Below are 17,814 nucleotides of genomic sequence, written 5' to 3'. Positions count from 1 at the left end.
ATTAGTCACCTCTTAGGATGTAACCGGCTCCCCGGATCGTCTGAATCAGTCGTTTGCCGCCATGCTCCTCCGTCTTCTGACGCAGCATTGCAATATATACCTCCAGGACATTCGATTCCCCGCTGTAATCGTATCCCCAGATCTTATCCATAATGAGATCGCGGGAGAGCACCCGCTTCGGATTCTGCATGAACAGATGAAGCAGCTCGAATTCCTTCGCCGTCAGCTCCAGGCGCCGCCCGGCGCGGGTCACTTCCCGGGAATCCACATCCAGCGTAATATCCTCATAGGTGACGGCCTGATCCGGGCTACCGCCCTGCTCGCTTTTGCGCCGGAGCAGTGCCCGTACCCGTGCAAGCAGCTCCTCCAGCGCAAACGGCTTCACCAGATAGTCATCCGCGCCCAGGTCCAGCCCCTTCACCCGGTGCTCGATTTCATCCTTTGCCGTCAGCATCAGCACAGGAACGCTGCTCCCGCCCTCCCGCAGACGGCGGCAGACCTCGAACCCGTCCACCTGGGGCATCATAACATCCAGAATGACCACATCTGGGTCACTGTTCAGAACGGCACGCAGCCCGTCAGCCCCGTTGGACGCCGTCTTGACATCATAGCCCTCAAAGGCCAGCCCGCGGCGGAGCATAGAGGTTATTTTCTCATCATCATCAATTATCAGTATATTCGGTCGCATCCGGCAGCCCCCATTGTCTCATTCATATATCTCTATTGTATCAGATGCACCAGTCTCTCCGCATCCGTACACGAACAGCACAGAACGGAAGGGTTGCCCCTTCCGCTCTAACGCCCACCGCATGATGTGCTTATTGCTTCTGAGTCTGCGTGGTCTCGAAATCATTCTTGTTGCCGATCGTTACCGGCAGATCCAGCTTTTTGCCGTCACGGACCACATTCAGAGTCGCCTTATCGCCTACCTTAAGCGTCTGGATGTAAGTGATCAGATCCTGGCTGGTAGCATAGCTCTTTCCGTCAATTCCTGTAATGATATCGTAAGGACGCAGATCCGCTGTATAAGCAGGAGATTTAAAGACAATTTCAGCTACTACAGAGCCTTCTTTAATCGTTGTCCCCATTTGCTTGGCAACTTCATCGGTAATCGTCATCAGAGTAGCCCCAATGAACGGCACCGGTTCCTTAGGAATTTCCTGATTGGCTTCAAGCTTATCTACCACGCCTTTAATGGTATTTACCGGAATCGCAAAACCGATCCCTTGGGCATCTCTGCTTACTGCAACGTTCATACCGATGACCTGGCCATTCATGTTGAGCAGCGGTCCGCCGGAGTTCCCCGGGTTGATCGAGGCGTCGGTTTGCAGCAGATTTTTGTAGGTTTTTGTACCACTACCGTCTTCTTCGGCAATATCAATACTGCGGCCTCTGGCACTGAGCACCCCGGTTGTCACTGTATGGTCGAAGCCCTGCGGGTTCCCGATCGCCACAACCTCTGAGCCGACCTTAATGCTATCGGAATCGCCAAGCGCCACAGACGGGAAGTCCGAGCCTTCAATCTTCAGTACGGCGAGATCCAGATCCTTGCTGGAGCCCAGCAGCTTCGCTTCATAAGTCTTGGAGGTGCCGTCTACGGTAACCTGAATGACATCGGCACCATCTACCACGTGCTGGTTGGTCAGGATATAACCGTTCGAATCATAGATGAAGCCTGTACCAATACCGTAAGGTGTAAGCTGCGGAGAAGAATTATTCGAGCCCGGCTGGGATTCCGAATTATTCGAACCGGAACCTCCGCCGCCGAATTGATCACCGAAGAAGAACTGTGAGAATGGATCGCTCATATTCGGGCTGCTGCTTCTATTCCGCGAGTTGTTCGATTTCACCAGCGTCTCAATCTTGACGACTGCCGGCCCTACCCCTTCAACTACGCCGGATACATCTCCCGAGCCGGTGACCAGCGCCGCTGCGGAAGTGGAAGGTGTAATATTAGCATTGCCGCTTGCCGTCTTCCCTGCCGGATTCGTTGCAACTGTGGCTGCCTCCTGGCCTCCGGTGAACCAGTTCCCCCGGTCTGCCATGAACATGGAGCCTGATAAGACTACCATTCCGGCGAGAAAAGATACCAGTACCGCCTTCACCGGCTTCTTCGGCTTACGGTTGTACTGCCAGCCGTTGCCCCCCTCAGGAGGATTGCCGCCGCGTCCGCCGTTCCCGTCATTGCCGGTAGTGCGAAGCGATGTGTTATACGGTAAGGACTTCACCGGCTGTGGCGGTGTAACCTCTACCCGCTCAGGATCGCGGCGGTTATAATGCTGCGGGTCATTGCCGTTCATCTCATCATTGTTCAGCGATTTGAAAGGTCCGTAAGAATAGTAGTAGGAGCCGCCTTCTGCGGTTGAATTAGTGCTGTTATCAGTATCATTATGATTATTGTCCCATTCACGATCCGGTCCCGGTTCATGATCACGATTGTAGTTGTTCTCACGATTGAAGTTGTTTTTGTTATCGTCCATGTTTACTTTCCTCCCGCGCCTTGCCGTGTCAGGCAAAGTGTTATTTGTTTTGATGTCCTTATTTTGTACTGTAAACCTTAAGGTCACATTAAAAACAATTTAAGCGGAGATAAAAGATACCAAGACGATGATGGATCGTTGATTAATCAAACAGATCTTCTACACTACGGATAGGCTTCACCTCCATAGGTTCTTTGAATGCGGCCATATGAAAGTAGGCGGCCAGCCAGATGATTGCGCATATAAGAATATAAGCCATCCGTTTATTCCCTCCCTAAAGTGGATTGGCCCAATAGCCGGTTCACACGCTCTGTACTGCCGAACATGAAGATCAGTAACGTAAGTACAGCAAAGGGGAAAACGGCAATGCTGGTGCGCACGGATAAAAGTCCGAATAACGGCGGAATTAACGTTGTCCCCGTATAGGCTACCGCCATCTGATACCCGATTAAGCGGGCTGCATTCTCCTTGCCGAACCGGACCGGCGTCTCATGCAGGAGACCCGGATAAACCGGTGCGAGGCCAAGACCAATCAATATCAGGCCTGCAAGCGAGAGGGCCGGATGGAGCGGGATTACAAGAATAGCTCCGCCTATAATGGTCACCAATTGACCGTAACGGATAAGCAGGCGGTTATGGACTTTTAAAGTGATGAAGCCGGTAATCAGCCTGCCAACTGTAATGCCCGCATAGTATACGGAGATCCAGGCCGCTGCTGTATCTGGCGCAACTCCCCTTGCGCCTACCAGATAACTGGCGCCCCACAGTCCAACCATTGCTTCTATCCCGCAGTACAACAAGAACGTCAACAGAGTAGGCTTAACGCCCTGCAAGCGGAGGGTGTTCGCCTGCGGCTTAAGGTTCACTGCCGTTTCCTCTGGAAGAGTGCTGCTAAGCGCTGCGGGAAGCTGAGGCTCGCGCGTGGCAGCAACCTTTTTCCATAACGGAAGTGTCACTAACAGAAGCATTGCGAATCCGAACTGAATGATGGCCACAACCGCATATCCCCCTCTCCAGGACTGGGCGTGTACGAGATTGACTGCCATAATCATGGGTCCCAGGGTCGCGCCTACGCCCCAGAAGCAGTGCAGCCAGCTCATATGATGAGCCTTGTAATGTTCAGCCACATAATGATTCAGTGCCGCGTCCACTGCACCTGCCCCAAGACCCAGCGGAACGGCCATTACAATGAACCACAACACAGATGGAGACACGGAGAATCCGAACAATGAGGCGGCGGTTAAGAGGCAACTGACAAAGGTAATTCGTCCTGTCCCCAGGCGCTTCACGATTGTGTTGCTGAACAGACTGGACACGATGGTCCCTCCGGCAATAATCATCGAGATGATTCCCGCCGACCCCAGCGATGAACCCATCTCTGGCCAGATCACAGGCCACGCAGAGCCAAGTAAAGAATCGGGAAGTCCCAGACTAATAAAAGCCAGATAAATAATAATCAAAAAATACGTAGACAATGATTCTCCTCCTAAAACCACTTAATAAATAAACTTTATAAAGTATATATACTAAGTATGTTCTCTCTCTTATTTTTTGTCAAGGAGTGGATTGAATGATTCAAAAACAACAAAAAAACCCCTGTATAGTTAACAAGGGTTCTTAGTACGTTAGGTCTAAACGGGCTCCGGCTCTAACTCCTTCAGGGTCAGCCTGCGCAGACCGTGCTCGAAATCTTCCTGAAAGGTATGCTGTAAGATGACTTCCGGATAAACAGGCATGGGGTGCTGAAGCTGATAGGCTGTCCAGGCCGATGTCCAGACGGCATCCTCCACTCTGTCCTGATAGATGACAATTCTATCCGGGGCCAGCACAGCATTCACCGTCTGTAAGATCCTGCAGGTTGCAGCTATGAATGTGTCCCGGGGGATCTCCAGGCTCCACTCAGGCATATCAGGAAGGAACTTTACCTCTCCTGACATCCCCTGATTTCCTTTTAGAAGGCTGCCGTGCAGGTATATCCCCATACCCGGCGGGTAACCGTTCGGAAAGTAGAGACCCAGTAAATATTGCTCTTCGCCTTCGCTATGCTTCATGCAATATCCGCTGATCGCGGCATTCACATCATTCTCCACCAGAATAGGCAGCCCAAACCGGGTTTCAATCTCTTCTATTAACCGGGTGCCCGTCAGCTCCCGGAGACTGCTAACCTTAATTTCACCGTTTACCGCCTGTCCCGGAATACCTATGCCAATGACCTTGATGGAAGGATACCGGTTCAGGGCATGTTCAATAATTGTATAGCAAAAATCTCTTTCGAAAACCGGGATGATATGCTCATCCTTCATCAGAATATCGTCCTTCAAATTGATAACTGCGGCGGAGATCAGTACTTTTCCCGCTTTTTCTGTCACGTACATCACCAACGCGAGACTGAAATCGTAATTAAAGCGATAGGTCTGTGCGGGTCTGCCCCCGTTGGAAGGCACCACCAAGTCTTCAAACAACTCCCCTAACTCGGACAGCTCCTTAACTAATGAGTTCACAGTTACTACGCTTAGCTTGGTCAGTGCAGCTAGCTGGGGTTTTGTAGCCGTCTCCATCCGTTTCATCACCTGGCGCACATTATTCAGGTTAATTTCCTTCATCAGATTGGCGTTTGCTATTCGGATAGCCTCCTTATCGGTTCACTATATAAATTGAACTAATGTTTTTATGTTTTGGAATTAGCCGTGACTCCAGAGAAGTTTTGGACTTCCGGCCGCTGTTGTCTACAGATTTCATGATTTTATACCGTTTTTAACGGTTGAAATCCGTAGACAAAGGCGGTCGCTACCGCTCCTCCAGTTCCAAAATTCCCCTCCGCCACTTTTCCTTTAACTTAAATTTTTAGTTCAATCTATATAGATCATTAGATTTAGTCAAAAAACCGGCAGCTGCTACCCCTGCGCCCAGCCCTTGCGGTGGGCGTAGATCGCCAGCTGGGTGCGGTCATCCAGTTCGCATTTCATCAGCAGGTTGCTGACATGGGTCTTCACGGTCTTGATGCTGATATGCAGCTCCTCGCCGATATCCTTATTCGTCTTGCCCTCGGCGATCAGCAGCAGCACTTCCTTCTCCCGCTCGGTCAAGCCGGAGGTGTCGCCCTGGACCGTGCGCTGGCGGATGCCGCGGGTCAGCGCCTGCGACACATCGCCGGTCATCACCGGCATGCCGCGATAGGCGCCTTGCAGCGCATAGATCAGCTCTTCTGCCGAGACGGTCTTCAGCACATAGCTGACAGCCCCGGCTTCAATCGCATCGACCACCAGATCGTCCTCCAGGAAGCTGGTAAGGATGACGATCTTGAGCCCGGGGAATTCGGCCAGGACCGCGCGGGTGGTCTCAGCCCCGTTCATCACCGGCATCATCAGATCCATCAGCACCAGATCCGGCAGCGATTCCTGTCCCAGCTCGCGCAGCATCGCCAGCGCTTCATGACCGTTGGCTGCTTCTCCGATCACTTCAAACATCGGGTCCAGCATCAGATAGGTTTTGAGGCCCATCCTCACCATATCGTGATCATCTACAAGCAGTACTTTTACGAGACTCATTCTGTACTCCCCCTAACATTGTGTAAAGCATGATTCAGCCCCGGCTTCATCACCGCTGAGCCCATCAAGCCTCTTCAGAATCGGCTTCAATCCCGTCAGCAGCGGTCTCCGCGCGGCCTTGGACAAACTTTGGAATATGTACGCGGATCGTCGTTCCCGCTCCCCTGCGGCTGATAATCTCGACCTGACCGCCGAGCTTCTCGGCACGCTCACGCATAGTTGTGAGCCCGTAGGAGCCTTGCTTGTGCTGCACGTGCTCGAAGCCCTGACCGTCATCGCTGATGCTCAGCACCACCTGGCGCGGCACCTCCCGCAGGGACAGACTGACCACCCGTGCACCGGCATGCTTCACGATATTCGCCATTGATTCCTGAATAATCAGGAACAGCTGATGCTCAATCGCTTCGGACAGCTCACCCTGAAGCTCGAGCTCCTTCACCCCTTTGAGCCCGTTCTGGCGGCAGTAATCCGGGAACCACTTCTCCAGTGCCTCGAACAGATTGCGCCCCTCCAGCTCCACCGGACGCAGCTGTGCGATCAGCGCCCTCATCTGCTTCTGTGCCATCTGGGACATGCTGATCAGCTGATCCATCACCGTCTGCCCGTGCTCTGCGCTGCGTTCAAGCACTTTAGGCAGCGAAGAGGCGGACATGTGAATAGCGAACAGCTGCTGGCTCACCGTATCATGCAGATCCCGGGCCATACGCCTGCGCTCTTCCAGTACCGCACTCTCCGCTGCCTTTTCCTTCTCAATAACTTCCTGTTCTCCGAGCTGCTGAAGCCGCTTCATCTTCTTCTCGACCGTATCCATCATGATGTTGAACTCATGGTAGACACGTGCGAAAGACTGGTCCTCGCTCTCCGGCATCCTCACCGACATATTGCCCTTAGCCACCTGCAGCATATTCAGATCCAGATGATCGATCCGCCGCTGAATCCGCTGACCGGCGATGTAACCGATGATAACTGTGAACAGTACAATGCCCAGACACAGGTAGATCCACATCCGGGTATCCACCACCTGAATATAGCCCAGGCATGTCCCCGCATACATCAGCCCCGCGCTCACCCCGCCGCTAAGCAGGAAATACACCAGCAGCATCCACTTGGTATTACTGAAGATCCCCATTTAACCCACCGTTTTAACTTTAACGTCACCGATGAAGCAGCTAACGTTGATACGGACCTTTTTGCCCGATTCCTTGTAATACGGCGTCTTGCACTGCACATTGCTCATGAACCCGCTGCGCGACTGCTCAAGCACCTGCATATCACCGATGAACGAGCTGCCATTCACAGACACCCCGAGATCCATATCGTCTGGAATGTATACCTTAATGTCGCCGACAAAAGCAGAGATATTAATCTTGGTCTCGCCGTAAGGAATCTGCGCATTGGTCAGGTCCAGCACCGTATCCCCGATAAACTGGGAAATATTGGTCCGTTTCAGTTGAAAATGCTCCTTGCCCATATGCACATCACCGATAAAAGCCGAGCGGTTCGTCGCATCCTTATCATTCCCGGAATCCTGGAACTCCTCATGCCATTCGCCATGACGGCGGGCATGCCGTTCCTGACGCTCCTGACGTCTGCGCTCCTGACGCTCCTGCTTCTCCTGCCAGCGGGTATCTGCCGAGTCATGCAGCGGGTTACCGTCTGCGTCTTCCTCATTCTTATGCAGATAATCATTCCAGTTCCGGTCCACGCTGCCTGCCGGCTTGCCGAATTTCTGCTCGAACTGCTGATCGAGCGTAGATTCGAGCGGAGCGGGCGGCGCTGTATCCAGCGGACTCTTACCGGGTCCAGGCGGGTAATAGCCGGGCGGTGAAGGCGGTGCCGGAGGTATAGGCGGAGTGCCCGGCCGCGGTCTGAAAATGACGGATAAGCCGCCGCCGATCAGCATGACCGGAATCAGCATTTTGAAGAAGTCGCTTGCCGAATAGTAGAACCAGTCTAAATTCCGTCCCAGGAAAAATACACCGATCGCCAGATATATAAATCCGCCGAGTGTTGCAGAGAATCTTGAACGCTCCTCATCCGGGGCCAAAAACCGTTGTACGCCCATCACGATCAGAATAACCGGCCAATAGGTGGAGATCAGTGAACCCAGACTGAAATCCGTATAGCCCATCTGCCGGAGCAGGAACATTCCTCCAAGACCTACGAGGAGCAGGCCTCCGAGTACCTGGCTGGTGAACCTTCGTTTCATAATGTCATCCTCCTTGTCGTAAATACAACTCTTCCTTTTGAACACTTATAGCCTTAGTCTACAGGAAGAATGCGGCGGAGAACAGCGGCGTAAGAAGGAACCGCATCTCAGTCTCCAGACCGAGACAACTGGAATAATAAGTTGAATTATAAACGCATAAAAAAGCTGCCCTCCAGCCCGTAATCCGGACATGGGAGGACAGCTTGTTGCTTCAGGAGCTTACCGGGAACCCAGCATTACTGCTGCGGTTTCTGAGCCGGCTTGGTCATAGAAGAGCTGCTTTGCTTAGTTGCACCGTCATTTTCAACAGCGAACTCTGCATTGTATTTTTCATTTGGTGTTTTGAAGTTTTCTTGTACCTTTGGTTTCTTGGAATTAGCCACGAGATTCACCTCCCTATTGTATCGGAAGAAGCAAGTATTTGCCCCAGTCGATATTATGGGAAGCAGCCCGCTGTATTATGCATGCTCACGTGAAAATAAATTCAAACTCCCGGATTGTCCAGCGAAAGCATCCGTTAAATAGCTTCTTCCAGCAAATATTGCGGAACTGCATTATAAGTCTGGATGGCATGGCCAAGGCTCTTCAGCATACTTTCCGTGCATTTGCCGTCGCCACGTTTGATCACTTGAACCACGACCGACTTCTTGCCCCATTCCTTGTAGACCTGCTTGGTGGTGCTGAAGTAGAGATCGATCTTTCGCCCTTTGATTGCCGATCCGGTATCGGCCACAATTCCATATCCATAACCCGGTATATATAAAATACTCCCCAGCGGCAGCACCTTCGGGTCCGCTGCAATCGTGGATACCGCATTCTTGTCCCGCCGTACCTTCACTCCTGAATACGTAATCCCGTACTCCGGATGCTTAGCGGTCTTGCCGGTGGATTCGTATCCGGCTGTATAGCCGGTCGCCATTACTTTCAGCGAGGTGATAATCTGCTCTGGAGCCGGAGCGGCTACCGGTACCGAGCCGGGTGCTTTGACAGCATTCTTAGGCTTAGCTGCCTGTACCTCTGGCTTAGCAGCTTTGTCTGCAGCATCCGGCTGTACGGCTCTTGAAGAGCCTCCAAGACGGGATGCTGAGCCTGCCTGCTGACGATCAACGGGTGACTGCTTCTGTATGCTGCTTCCATGCTGCCCTGCAGTGTCCTCCATCCCTCTCGCCTGGGCTGACTTGCGCGCGTAATCCGGGAAGATCCCGGCAGCGGTCAGCATAAGGACGATCGTGACGAAAAGACACCAAAACCTCTGGTATAAGCCCATTTTGTTCATTAGTTAAACCCTCCCCATAGTACGAGGGTTTCCCGATTCACAAAACTTTATACATGACACCGCGCCATAGCGGTCTCACGAGGCTTATAACAGAGGTTCAGTAATCAGACTGAATTAAATTACACGTCCGGCAATTTCCTGTGCAAGTGAATCAATCGCTTCCTGCAGAGGTTGGGCACCGATATCCCCTTCACCGCGTTTACGTATCGCTACGCTGCCCGCGTTCATCTCGTTCTCGCCGACCACGAACATGTACGGCAGCTTCTCGAGCTGAGCTTCACGGATCTTGTAGCCCATCTTCTCATTGCGTAAATCCACTTCCGCACGGATGCCGCTGCGCAGCAGCTTCGCTTCCACTTCCTTCGCATAGTCGTCGAAGGCTGACGATACCGGAATAATCTTCACCTGCTGCGGAGACAGCCAGAGCGGCAGTGAACCGGCAAAGTTCTCCAGCAGGAAGGCTACGAACCGTTCCATCGTTCCCAGAATCCCGCGGTGCAGGACAACCGGACGGTGCTTCTGGCCGTCGTCGCCTACATATTCCAGCTCAAAGCGTTCCGGCAGCAGGAAGTCAATCTGTACGGTCGAGAGTGTCTCTTCTTTACCGAGTACAGTCTTAATCTGCACATCTAGCTTCGGACCATAGAAGGCTGCTTCGCCTTCGGCTTCGTAGAACGGCAGGCCGGCTTCTTCGACTACCTCACGCAGCATACGCTGTGCAGTTTCCCACATCTCGTCGTTGGCATAATATTTCTCAGTATCCTTAGGATCACGATAGGACAGGCGGAACCGGTAATCTTCAATCCCGAAGTCGCTGTATACCTGCTTAATCAATTCCAGCACGCGGATGAACTCGCCCTTGATCTGGTCCAGACGGCAGAAGATATGCGAGTCATTCAGCGTCATGGAACGCACGCGGTGCAGACCAGTCAAGGCTCCTGACATTTCATAACGGTGCTGAATCCCAAGCTCAGCAATACGGATCGGCAGATCGCGGTAGCTGTGCATCGAGCTCTTGTAGATCATCATATGGTGCGGGCAGTTCATCGGGCGCAGCACGAACTCTTCGTTATCGATAGTCATCTTAGGGAACATATCTTCCTGATAGTGCTCCCAGTGCCCGGAAGTCTTGTACAGCTCTACGTTCCCCAGTACAGGAGTGTAGACATGCTGGTATCCGAGGCTTGCTTCCAGATCGACAATATAACGCTCCAGAATACTGCGCAGCTTCGCGCCCTTAGGCAGCCAGATCGGCAGGCCTTGTCCAACTAACTGGTTGAAGGTGAAAATCTCCAGCTCCTTGCCCAGCTTCCGGTGGTCGCGCTTCTTCGCTTCCTCCAGCAGGCGCAGATGCTCATCCAGCTGTGCCTTTTTGATCCAGGCTGTGCCGTAGACACGCTGCAGCATCTTATTCTTGCTGTCCCCGCGCCAGTAAGCCCCGGCCACATTCATAAGCTTGAATACCTTGATCTTGGCCGTAGACGGCAAATGCGGGCCACGGCAGAGGTCGAAGAATTCGCCCTGCTCATAGATCGTGATGACACTGTCTTCCGGCAGAGCTTCAATCAGCTCCAGCTTGTAAGGATCACCCAGCTCGCCGAAGCGCTCCAGTGCTTCCCCCCGGCTGACCTCATGCCGGACAATCGGCAGATTCTCCGAGACGATACGGTCCATTTCCTTCTCAATCTTCAGCAGATCCTCGGGATTGAGCGGATGCTCCAGGTCCATATCATAATAGAAGCCGTCTTCGATCACAGGACCGACTCCAAGCTTCACTTCCTTGGTGCCGAACAGGCGTCTTACCGCCTGCGCCATCAGGTGGGCTGTACTGTGGCGCATCACTTCAAGACCTTCCGGCGAATCAAGAGTTACGATCTCTACCAGATCGCCTTCCTGCAGCGGTGTTGACAGGTCTACGACAATCCCGTTGAGCTTGCCTGCTGCGGCGTTCTTGCGCAGTCCGCTGCTGATAGAGGCGGCTACATCATCAATGCTGCTGCCGTCTGCGTATTCCCGGACCGATCCGTCCGGAAGCTTAATATTTACTGACATGATTACTTCCTCCTAAGGTTTGTTGGGCTATACTTCCTTGAACTCTTCACACAAAAAACACCCGTCCCGCAAAGGGACGAGTGATTGCACCCGTGATTCCACCCAAATTCGATCTATCCTTGCAGCAGTTGCTTATGCTTCACTGCAGAATATAATCCTTCGTTAGCATGGGGATAACGGCCATGAACCGGCGGTTCTTACTATCCGTTAAGGTTCCGGAGTACGGAAGCCGTCAGGGGTTCATAACCGCAGCTACAAAGGGGTAAACCGACAGCCGGTACCGGAGGAAGTTGCAGCCTGAGGCTTCCTCTCTCTGAAACGGTCCAAAGCAAGTGGTTCATATCTTCGTCAACGCTGATAACATGAATTAAGGCAATTATAAATCTCAGCTTATCTTCCGTCAAGCGCAAAACGGCTGTCCGTCTTCAGGCCAGAAGGGCCGCCGCCCCGGGCAGATTATTCTTCTTCCCGGCGTTTTTTAACCGGCAAGCGGCCTGCACGCTTCAAAGACTCACGCAGCAAATATTCGATATGTCCGTTTACGCTGCGAAACTCTTCTCCGGCCCAGCGTTCCAGCGCTTCGTGCAGCTCGGGATCGATCCGCAGCGGAAAGCTTTTTTTGGCCGCCATAATATTACCGCCTTTAGTACAACGAGCCGGCATTGATTACCGGGCTCGCGCCGCGCTCAGACACAATCGCGACCATCAGGTTATTGATCATTGCTGCCTTGCGCTCTTCATCCAGTTCAACTACACCGCTCTCCTTAAGCTGACGGATCGCCATATCGACCATACTGACAGCTCCCTCCACAATGATCTGGCGGGCGGACAGAATGGCCGAAGCCTGCTGGCGCTGCAGCATCGTGCTGGCAATCTCGGTAGAGTAAGCCAAGTGGGTCAGCCTGGCTTCAATGACCTCTACACCTGAAAGGGATAAGCGTTCCTGCAGCTCTACGGCAAGCTCTTTGGCAATTTCATCAGCATTGGCCCGCAGGGACATGCCGGTCTCATTAAAGTTATCGTAAGGGTACTTACTCGCCACATGACGCAGTGCTGTCTCACTCTGAATTTCCACAAATGCCATATATTTATCTACATCGAACAGCGCTTTGGCGGAATTAATGACCTTGAACACAATCACCGCAGCAATCTCAATCGGATTACCTTCCACATCATTGACCTTCAGCTTCACGCTGTTGAAGTTGCGGACCCGGAGAGATACCGTCTTACGGATGCTGAACGGAATGACCGCGAACAGTCCGCTTGCTGCAATAGTGCCCACATATTGGCCGAAAAAAGTCACTACCACCGACTTGTTAGGCTGAACCACGGATATACTGGTGCTCAAAATGAACGCCGCTACGAACAGGATAACAGGCAATGCCACATATTCCTGAACCGCACCATAAATCCCGCCGCCGATACAAATGGCAATCAGAGCGATGACCCAAAAACCGCTGACCGGATGCAAAATTTTCTCTTTCATAAAGCCGCCTCCATTAGATATGTATTTGATATGATTATGATATCACTTTTGGATACAATTGTAAACCAAAAAAGGCCCGCGCTATTTCTGCACGGGCCTTCTCTCTGATGGATTATCATTTCATGATCACATGATGAAACTTTTACTTATGATGCTTTGTTCTCCAGCATACGGAAGATAATGACCGCAGCCTGGGCACGGTTAGCCATACTCTTCGGTGCGAACTGCTTGGCATCCACTCCGTTGACGATACCAATCTGAGTCAGCTGTGCCACTGCCTGCTGGGCGTAAGGGGCAATCTTGGCCTTATCCGTGAATTTGTTCAACGTTGCAGCGTCTACCGGCTGCAGCTGACTCTTGAGGGCATTCGCGATCATAATCGCCATTTCCTCACGGGTAATCTCACGGCCCGGCTCGAACTTACCGTTGCCTGAGCCTTTGACCAGACCTGCATTCACAGCCGCAGCAATCGTATCGGAGTACCAGACTCCCTGCTTCACATCGCTGAATTTTGCAGGTGAAGCCGAATTGCTCAAATCAAGTGAACGAACCAGCATGGTTACGAATTCTGCGCGGGTTACACTTTTCATTGGTGCAAAGTTTGTGCCATCCATTCCTTTGATAATGCCTTTGGCTGCCAATGCATTAATGGCATCTGCGGCCCAGGCTACCTTGCCCAGATCCTTGAAGGCTACAACAGGTACAGCCGGGCTTGGCGTTGGAGCTGCTGTTGCCGCAGGTGTAGCTGCCGGACTTGGAGTGGCCGAAGGCGAAGCCGTTGGCTTCGGTGTTGCAGTTGTAACCGGTCCAGGGTTACCAGGGTTCGGATTAACCGTTCCAGGGTCTTTCTCTACATTAGTGATCCGGCCTTCAATGGCAGCAGTGATCGCCCCGCCGTTGAATGTGTCCCTAATGTATTCATAGAATACATCCAGGTCAATCGGTCCGGCCAGCGAGGCGCTTGCCTCAGTCAATACCTTGTAATTGTCGCCGCCCGCAGCCATGAAGTTATTGACTACAGCCGTGTAGCTCTTCGACATTTCAATAGGTGTTCCGTCAGCCTTAGTCAGGTTAGCCACACGCTCTGCAACCGGCAGATACATGTTCGCTGTATATTTCAGCCCTGAGATTTGCAATGTCTTCGTGTCTGCGGTGCCGTCAGCCTTAACAGCCCATTGCTGCTGCAGCAGGGTCTTGATCTGTTGACCAGTCAGGGTCAGCTTCACCAGTGTGTTGCCGAACGGCTGGATCTTCGCCAGATCTCCGAACGCTACATTGCCTTTCGGAAGATCCGCACGGATACCGCCCGGGTTCATGAAGGCGAAATCAGCAGGATCTTTCTCGCCCTCTTTGAAGATAGCATGACGCATCGCATCTGCAATCAGGTTACCCAATGCTGATTCCTTAGTGTAGGCATCTGTACGGGTGATGGTACCGTCAGTAGTTCCTACAGGCTTGGTTAATTCAGGGTGCCGACTCAGATAGTAGTCCACCAACGCCTTGGTTTCGGCATCCGGTGTGATTTTACTCTGAACCGTGTTCGTTACAGTGGCTGTTTTACTCTTCACTGTACCTGTAGCTCCGTCAATCACCAGCTTGATGTCTTCAAAAGCCGTTCCGTAAGAGTAAGCCTGAACGATCAGCTTACCGTTCACCGTATCATTGGCATAGCCATGATTGTCTCCGGCTACGATCACATCAACCGGGGAATTGGCAGGAAGCGCATTAGCCAGATCTACAGCTTCACCGGTGGATACATTTTTTTTGGTAACCGGATCAACCTTGGTTGTTGCCGGATCATGGGCAAGCACCACGATCGTCTTGACGCCTTGAGCATTCAGCTCGGCCGCATATTTCTCAATCGCCGCGACCTCTTCCTCGGCACTCAGGAATTTCACACCAGCTGTACCGGCTGGCGATACTTTGCTTGGCGTTGCTTTGGTCACAACTCCGATGAAACCGATCTTCACGCCGCCAATTTCTTTTACAACATAAGGGGTAATAATAGGTTTGCCAGTAGTGCTGTCTACTGCGTTGGCATTGATATAATCGAAATCTGCGCCATTATGGACGACCTTCTCGTTCTTAGGGTCCTTACCGCCATAGATTTGAGCCTTCATCGCCTCAACACCTTGGTCAAACTCATGGTTCCCAAGGGTGCCGACGTCGAACTTCATGAGGTTCATCCATTCCATCGTAGGCTTGTCGCGTTCCAGCGAAGATACCGGAGCGGAGGCGCCCACAGAGTCGCCGTTGTGGAACAGCAGTGAATGCTCATATTTGGCACGGGCTTCCTTCAAATAAGCAGCAAGTGTAGCCGCTGTGCCTACAGCTTCCCCGTTCACCACCGAGGTAGTGTCCAGTTGGCCGTGGAAGTCATTGATGCCCAGTAGGTGAACTTCAACATCTCCCGTTGGGGTTGGAGGAGCTTTTTTCAAGTCAAGGTTGTAGATTTCAAAGCCTCTGACATCTGTAGCACCCGTAGCTTTAATGTTAGCAGGAGCGACTGCTTCTGCTTTAGGTGAAGACGGGAACGTTACAGTGACATTCCCTTCGATAGGAGCAATCGACCAGTTGTTGTCTGCTGTTGGATCAACTGTTCCCGCTTCCTTGATGTAATCCATCAGCACCTGGCGGTTCTCCATTTGGGAATCAATAATCATTTTCGCTTCTTTGACACCTGGGAAGTTACCCCCGCCGCTTGCACGGTAGTTGTTGGTAACGACCACGAATTCCTGATCCAGGTCCAGCGGCTCGCCACCATAAGTGATGGAGGTTACCCGGCTGGAGGATTTATCGTTGATGCTTCCATCGGGCTTGTACTTGGCATTGCGGGTGACATCAAGCGTATATTGGATGCCGTCAATCACATCGAAATTGTACACAGCAAATGCTGAATTTAACAGAGATTGCGGTGTAGAGATGGACGGCTTGATGCGGTTGAACGCTCCTGCACTCATCTCTACCCATTCTTTGACGGTCGAACCTTTCACTACAATCGCCTTAAGCGTATTGTCATATAGATACAGATCGCTTGCACTGGCTATTGTAAGGTCGCCCTTCTTGATATCTGTATACTCTTCAGGGCCGTTGCGTCCAGCCTTGAACGGTGCGCCGACGCTCAGGATCGGCAGGTTTCTGTAGCCGGCCAGATTCTCGTTCGTATGAATTAAGTTAGATACATACTGCTGCTGGGCATAGGTTACGATCTGGACTGTCGGATCATCCTGTACCATAGCAAAATAGCTGTTCATCGGCGCAGAAGTTACACCAAGCGGCTGATTCACGTAATCAATCGTAGCTTGATGTGCCGCTCCGGCAAGATCATCGATAGCGGTGTCAACGGCAGCGCCAGCAATAGAGCGCGTAGAAGCCTTGGAAGCTGCTTTGTCTACTGCCCATTTGCCGCTGCTGTTCTGGGCGATTTTCAGATCGATAAGGCCCAGGTAACCTCCGCCATAGCCCGCTTGTACTGCCGGAGTGCCATTAATATGGCCGTTGAGGTTGTCTACCTTGGCTACATCATTATTGTAAGGGAGCTTGGTGGATGGATCTTTGAAGGAAGCATCCAGCTTGCTGTCATCCCCGTTCGTCGGGAATACCTTGTGGGTATGCGAGAAGGTAATGGCATCGATGCCAGGGACCTTGCTCAGCAGGTTAATGACATTCTCTGCTCCGGTTCCTTCTGCGGCAGCAGCGTCGAACCCGGAATGAGTCATGGCGACGATAACGTCCGCACCAGCCGTCTTCATTTCAGGAACAAACTTCTTCGCCGTTTCCACAATATCTTTGGCAATAACCTTTTTCTCCAGGTTCACCTTGTCCCACTCCATGATCTGCGGAGTAACCAGACCCAGGAGGCCGACTTTAATGGTAACGGTGTTGCCGTTGCTGTCCTTTACCTCTTTATCGATGATTTTATAAGGTTCAAATGTATTATCATTATCGGATACATTATAAATATTTGCATTCACATAAGGGAACTTCGCTCCCGTAGACTCCTTATAAGTTGCGCTGCTTACATTGCCTTTAACTGTCCGGTCCAGATAATCCAAACCATAATTGAATTCATGATTGCCGAAGGTTGCTGCATCATAACCCATGAGGTTCATAGCTGCGATGATCGGATGAATCTGGTCTTCGCTAGTCCTGAAATCAGACACTTGGGCCATATACGTTCCCAGCGGTGTTCCTTGAATTAAATCGCCATTATCCAGCAAAAGGTTGTATTTCCCCTCTGCGTCATTGCGTGCAGCCTTTACTAAGGTTGAAGTACGGTCCAGACCTACAGTCGCGGAGGCGGCACCCTTGAAATAGTCCCATCCATATACGTTCGTATGAACATCAGTCGTGCTCATCAAGCGTAAATTAATGGTTCCCGGATTAATCACCGGAGAAGCCTCCGCCTTTCCTGCCGCCAGCACAGGAACATTGAATACTCCGCCCAGCATCTGTGCTGCCAGAACTGTGGTAGCCAATAAAGAAGCTATCGGCTTGTTCCATCTTCTCTCTCCCATAAATCTAATTTCCTCCCTGTGATTGCTATATTATTCTACCACTGTCCGAAAAATTGTATCATAGCCTTCCCTATGAATCTATCAAATTCCATTAACTCTTATAAATTGTTGTGTAAAATCTCACATTAATTCATCGTTTTTTGTAAAATATAACGATATCAATTTACAATCAAGTGAACAATCGAGTGAAGAAAGCGTAAAAAGCCAATTCAATTGGACTCCACCCTGTTAGACAGGTTAAACAGG

13 protein-coding genes are annotated in these 17,814 nt (G+C 51.6%); all 13 read right to left on the bottom strand.

The features are described 5' to 3' along the window. Position 1: 1 nt before the first annotated feature. A complete protein-coding gene (locus NST26_RS08735) occupies positions 2-688 on the bottom strand; it encodes a response regulator transcription factor (protein ID WP_036722376.1) in 687 nt (228 codons plus the stop codon). 130 nt (positions 689-818) lie between these two features. Beyond that, entirely contained in the window at positions 819-2,480 is a 1,662-nt protein-coding gene (locus NST26_RS08730) for a S1C family serine protease (RefSeq protein ID WP_339254985.1), read from the bottom strand. Positions 2,481-2,743: 263 nt separating this feature from the next. Further along, positions 2,744-3,955, bottom strand: a complete 1,212-nt coding sequence (locus NST26_RS08725; protein WP_340954812.1) for an MFS transporter — start codon at positions 3,953-3,955, stop codon at positions 2,744-2,746. A 156-nt stretch (positions 3,956-4,111) separates the two neighbouring features. Further along, positions 4,112-5,107 (bottom strand): ROK family protein, encoded by a 996-nt coding sequence (locus tag NST26_RS08720; RefSeq protein ID WP_340958114.1) that lies wholly within the window; start codon positions 5,105-5,107, stop codon positions 4,112-4,114. A gap of 267 nt (positions 5,108-5,374) precedes the next feature. Then, a complete protein-coding gene (locus NST26_RS08715) occupies positions 5,375-6,028 on the bottom strand; it encodes a response regulator (RefSeq protein ID WP_036722382.1) in 654 nt (217 codons plus the stop codon). A 64-nt stretch (positions 6,029-6,092) separates the two neighbouring features. Continuing rightward, the gene (locus NST26_RS08710; protein WP_340954815.1) at positions 6,093-7,157 is read right to left on the bottom strand and encodes a sensor histidine kinase; all 1,065 of its coding nucleotides are present in this window, start codon (positions 7,155-7,157) and stop codon (positions 6,093-6,095) included. Then, positions 7,158-8,237, bottom strand: a complete 1,080-nt coding sequence (liaF, locus tag NST26_RS08705) for a cell wall-active antibiotics response protein LiaF (protein WP_340954817.1) — start codon at positions 8,235-8,237, stop codon at positions 7,158-7,160. Positions 8,238-8,473: 236 nt separating this feature from the next. Beyond that, a complete protein-coding gene (locus NST26_RS08700; RefSeq protein ID WP_200869501.1) occupies positions 8,474-8,620 on the bottom strand; it encodes a hypothetical protein in 147 nt (48 codons plus the stop codon). A 134-nt stretch (positions 8,621-8,754) separates the two neighbouring features. Continuing rightward, the gene (locus NST26_RS08695) at positions 8,755-9,456 is read right to left on the bottom strand and encodes a 3D domain-containing protein (RefSeq protein ID WP_143803748.1); all 702 of its coding nucleotides are present in this window, start codon (positions 9,454-9,456) and stop codon (positions 8,755-8,757) included. A gap of 171 nt (positions 9,457-9,627) precedes the next feature. Further along, a complete protein-coding gene (gene thrS / locus NST26_RS08690; RefSeq protein ID WP_209872960.1) occupies positions 9,628-11,565 on the bottom strand; it encodes a threonine--tRNA ligase in 1,938 nt (645 codons plus the stop codon). 456 nt (positions 11,566-12,021) lie between these two features. Continuing rightward, positions 12,022-12,195 (bottom strand): toxin-antitoxin system HicB family antitoxin, encoded by a 174-nt coding sequence (locus NST26_RS08685; protein WP_036722388.1) that lies wholly within the window; start codon positions 12,193-12,195, stop codon positions 12,022-12,024. 13 nt (positions 12,196-12,208) lie between these two features. After that, the gene (locus NST26_RS08680; protein ID WP_036722389.1) at positions 12,209-13,051 is read right to left on the bottom strand and encodes an SPFH domain-containing protein; all 843 of its coding nucleotides are present in this window, start codon (positions 13,049-13,051) and stop codon (positions 12,209-12,211) included. Between the two features lie 146 nt (positions 13,052-13,197). After that, a complete protein-coding gene (locus NST26_RS08675) occupies positions 13,198-17,568 on the bottom strand; it encodes a bifunctional 2',3'-cyclic-nucleotide 2'-phosphodiesterase/3'-nucleotidase (protein ID WP_340954822.1) in 4,371 nt (1,456 codons plus the stop codon). Positions 17,569-17,814: the final 246 nt, after the last annotated feature.

This window comes from Paenibacillus sp. FSL R7-0128, from assembly GCF_038002245.1.
GTDB classification, from domain to species: Bacteria; Bacillota; Bacilli; order Paenibacillales; family Paenibacillaceae; genus Paenibacillus_AQ; species Paenibacillus_AQ silagei.
This window is presented reverse-complemented; position numbering and strand designations above follow the sequence as displayed.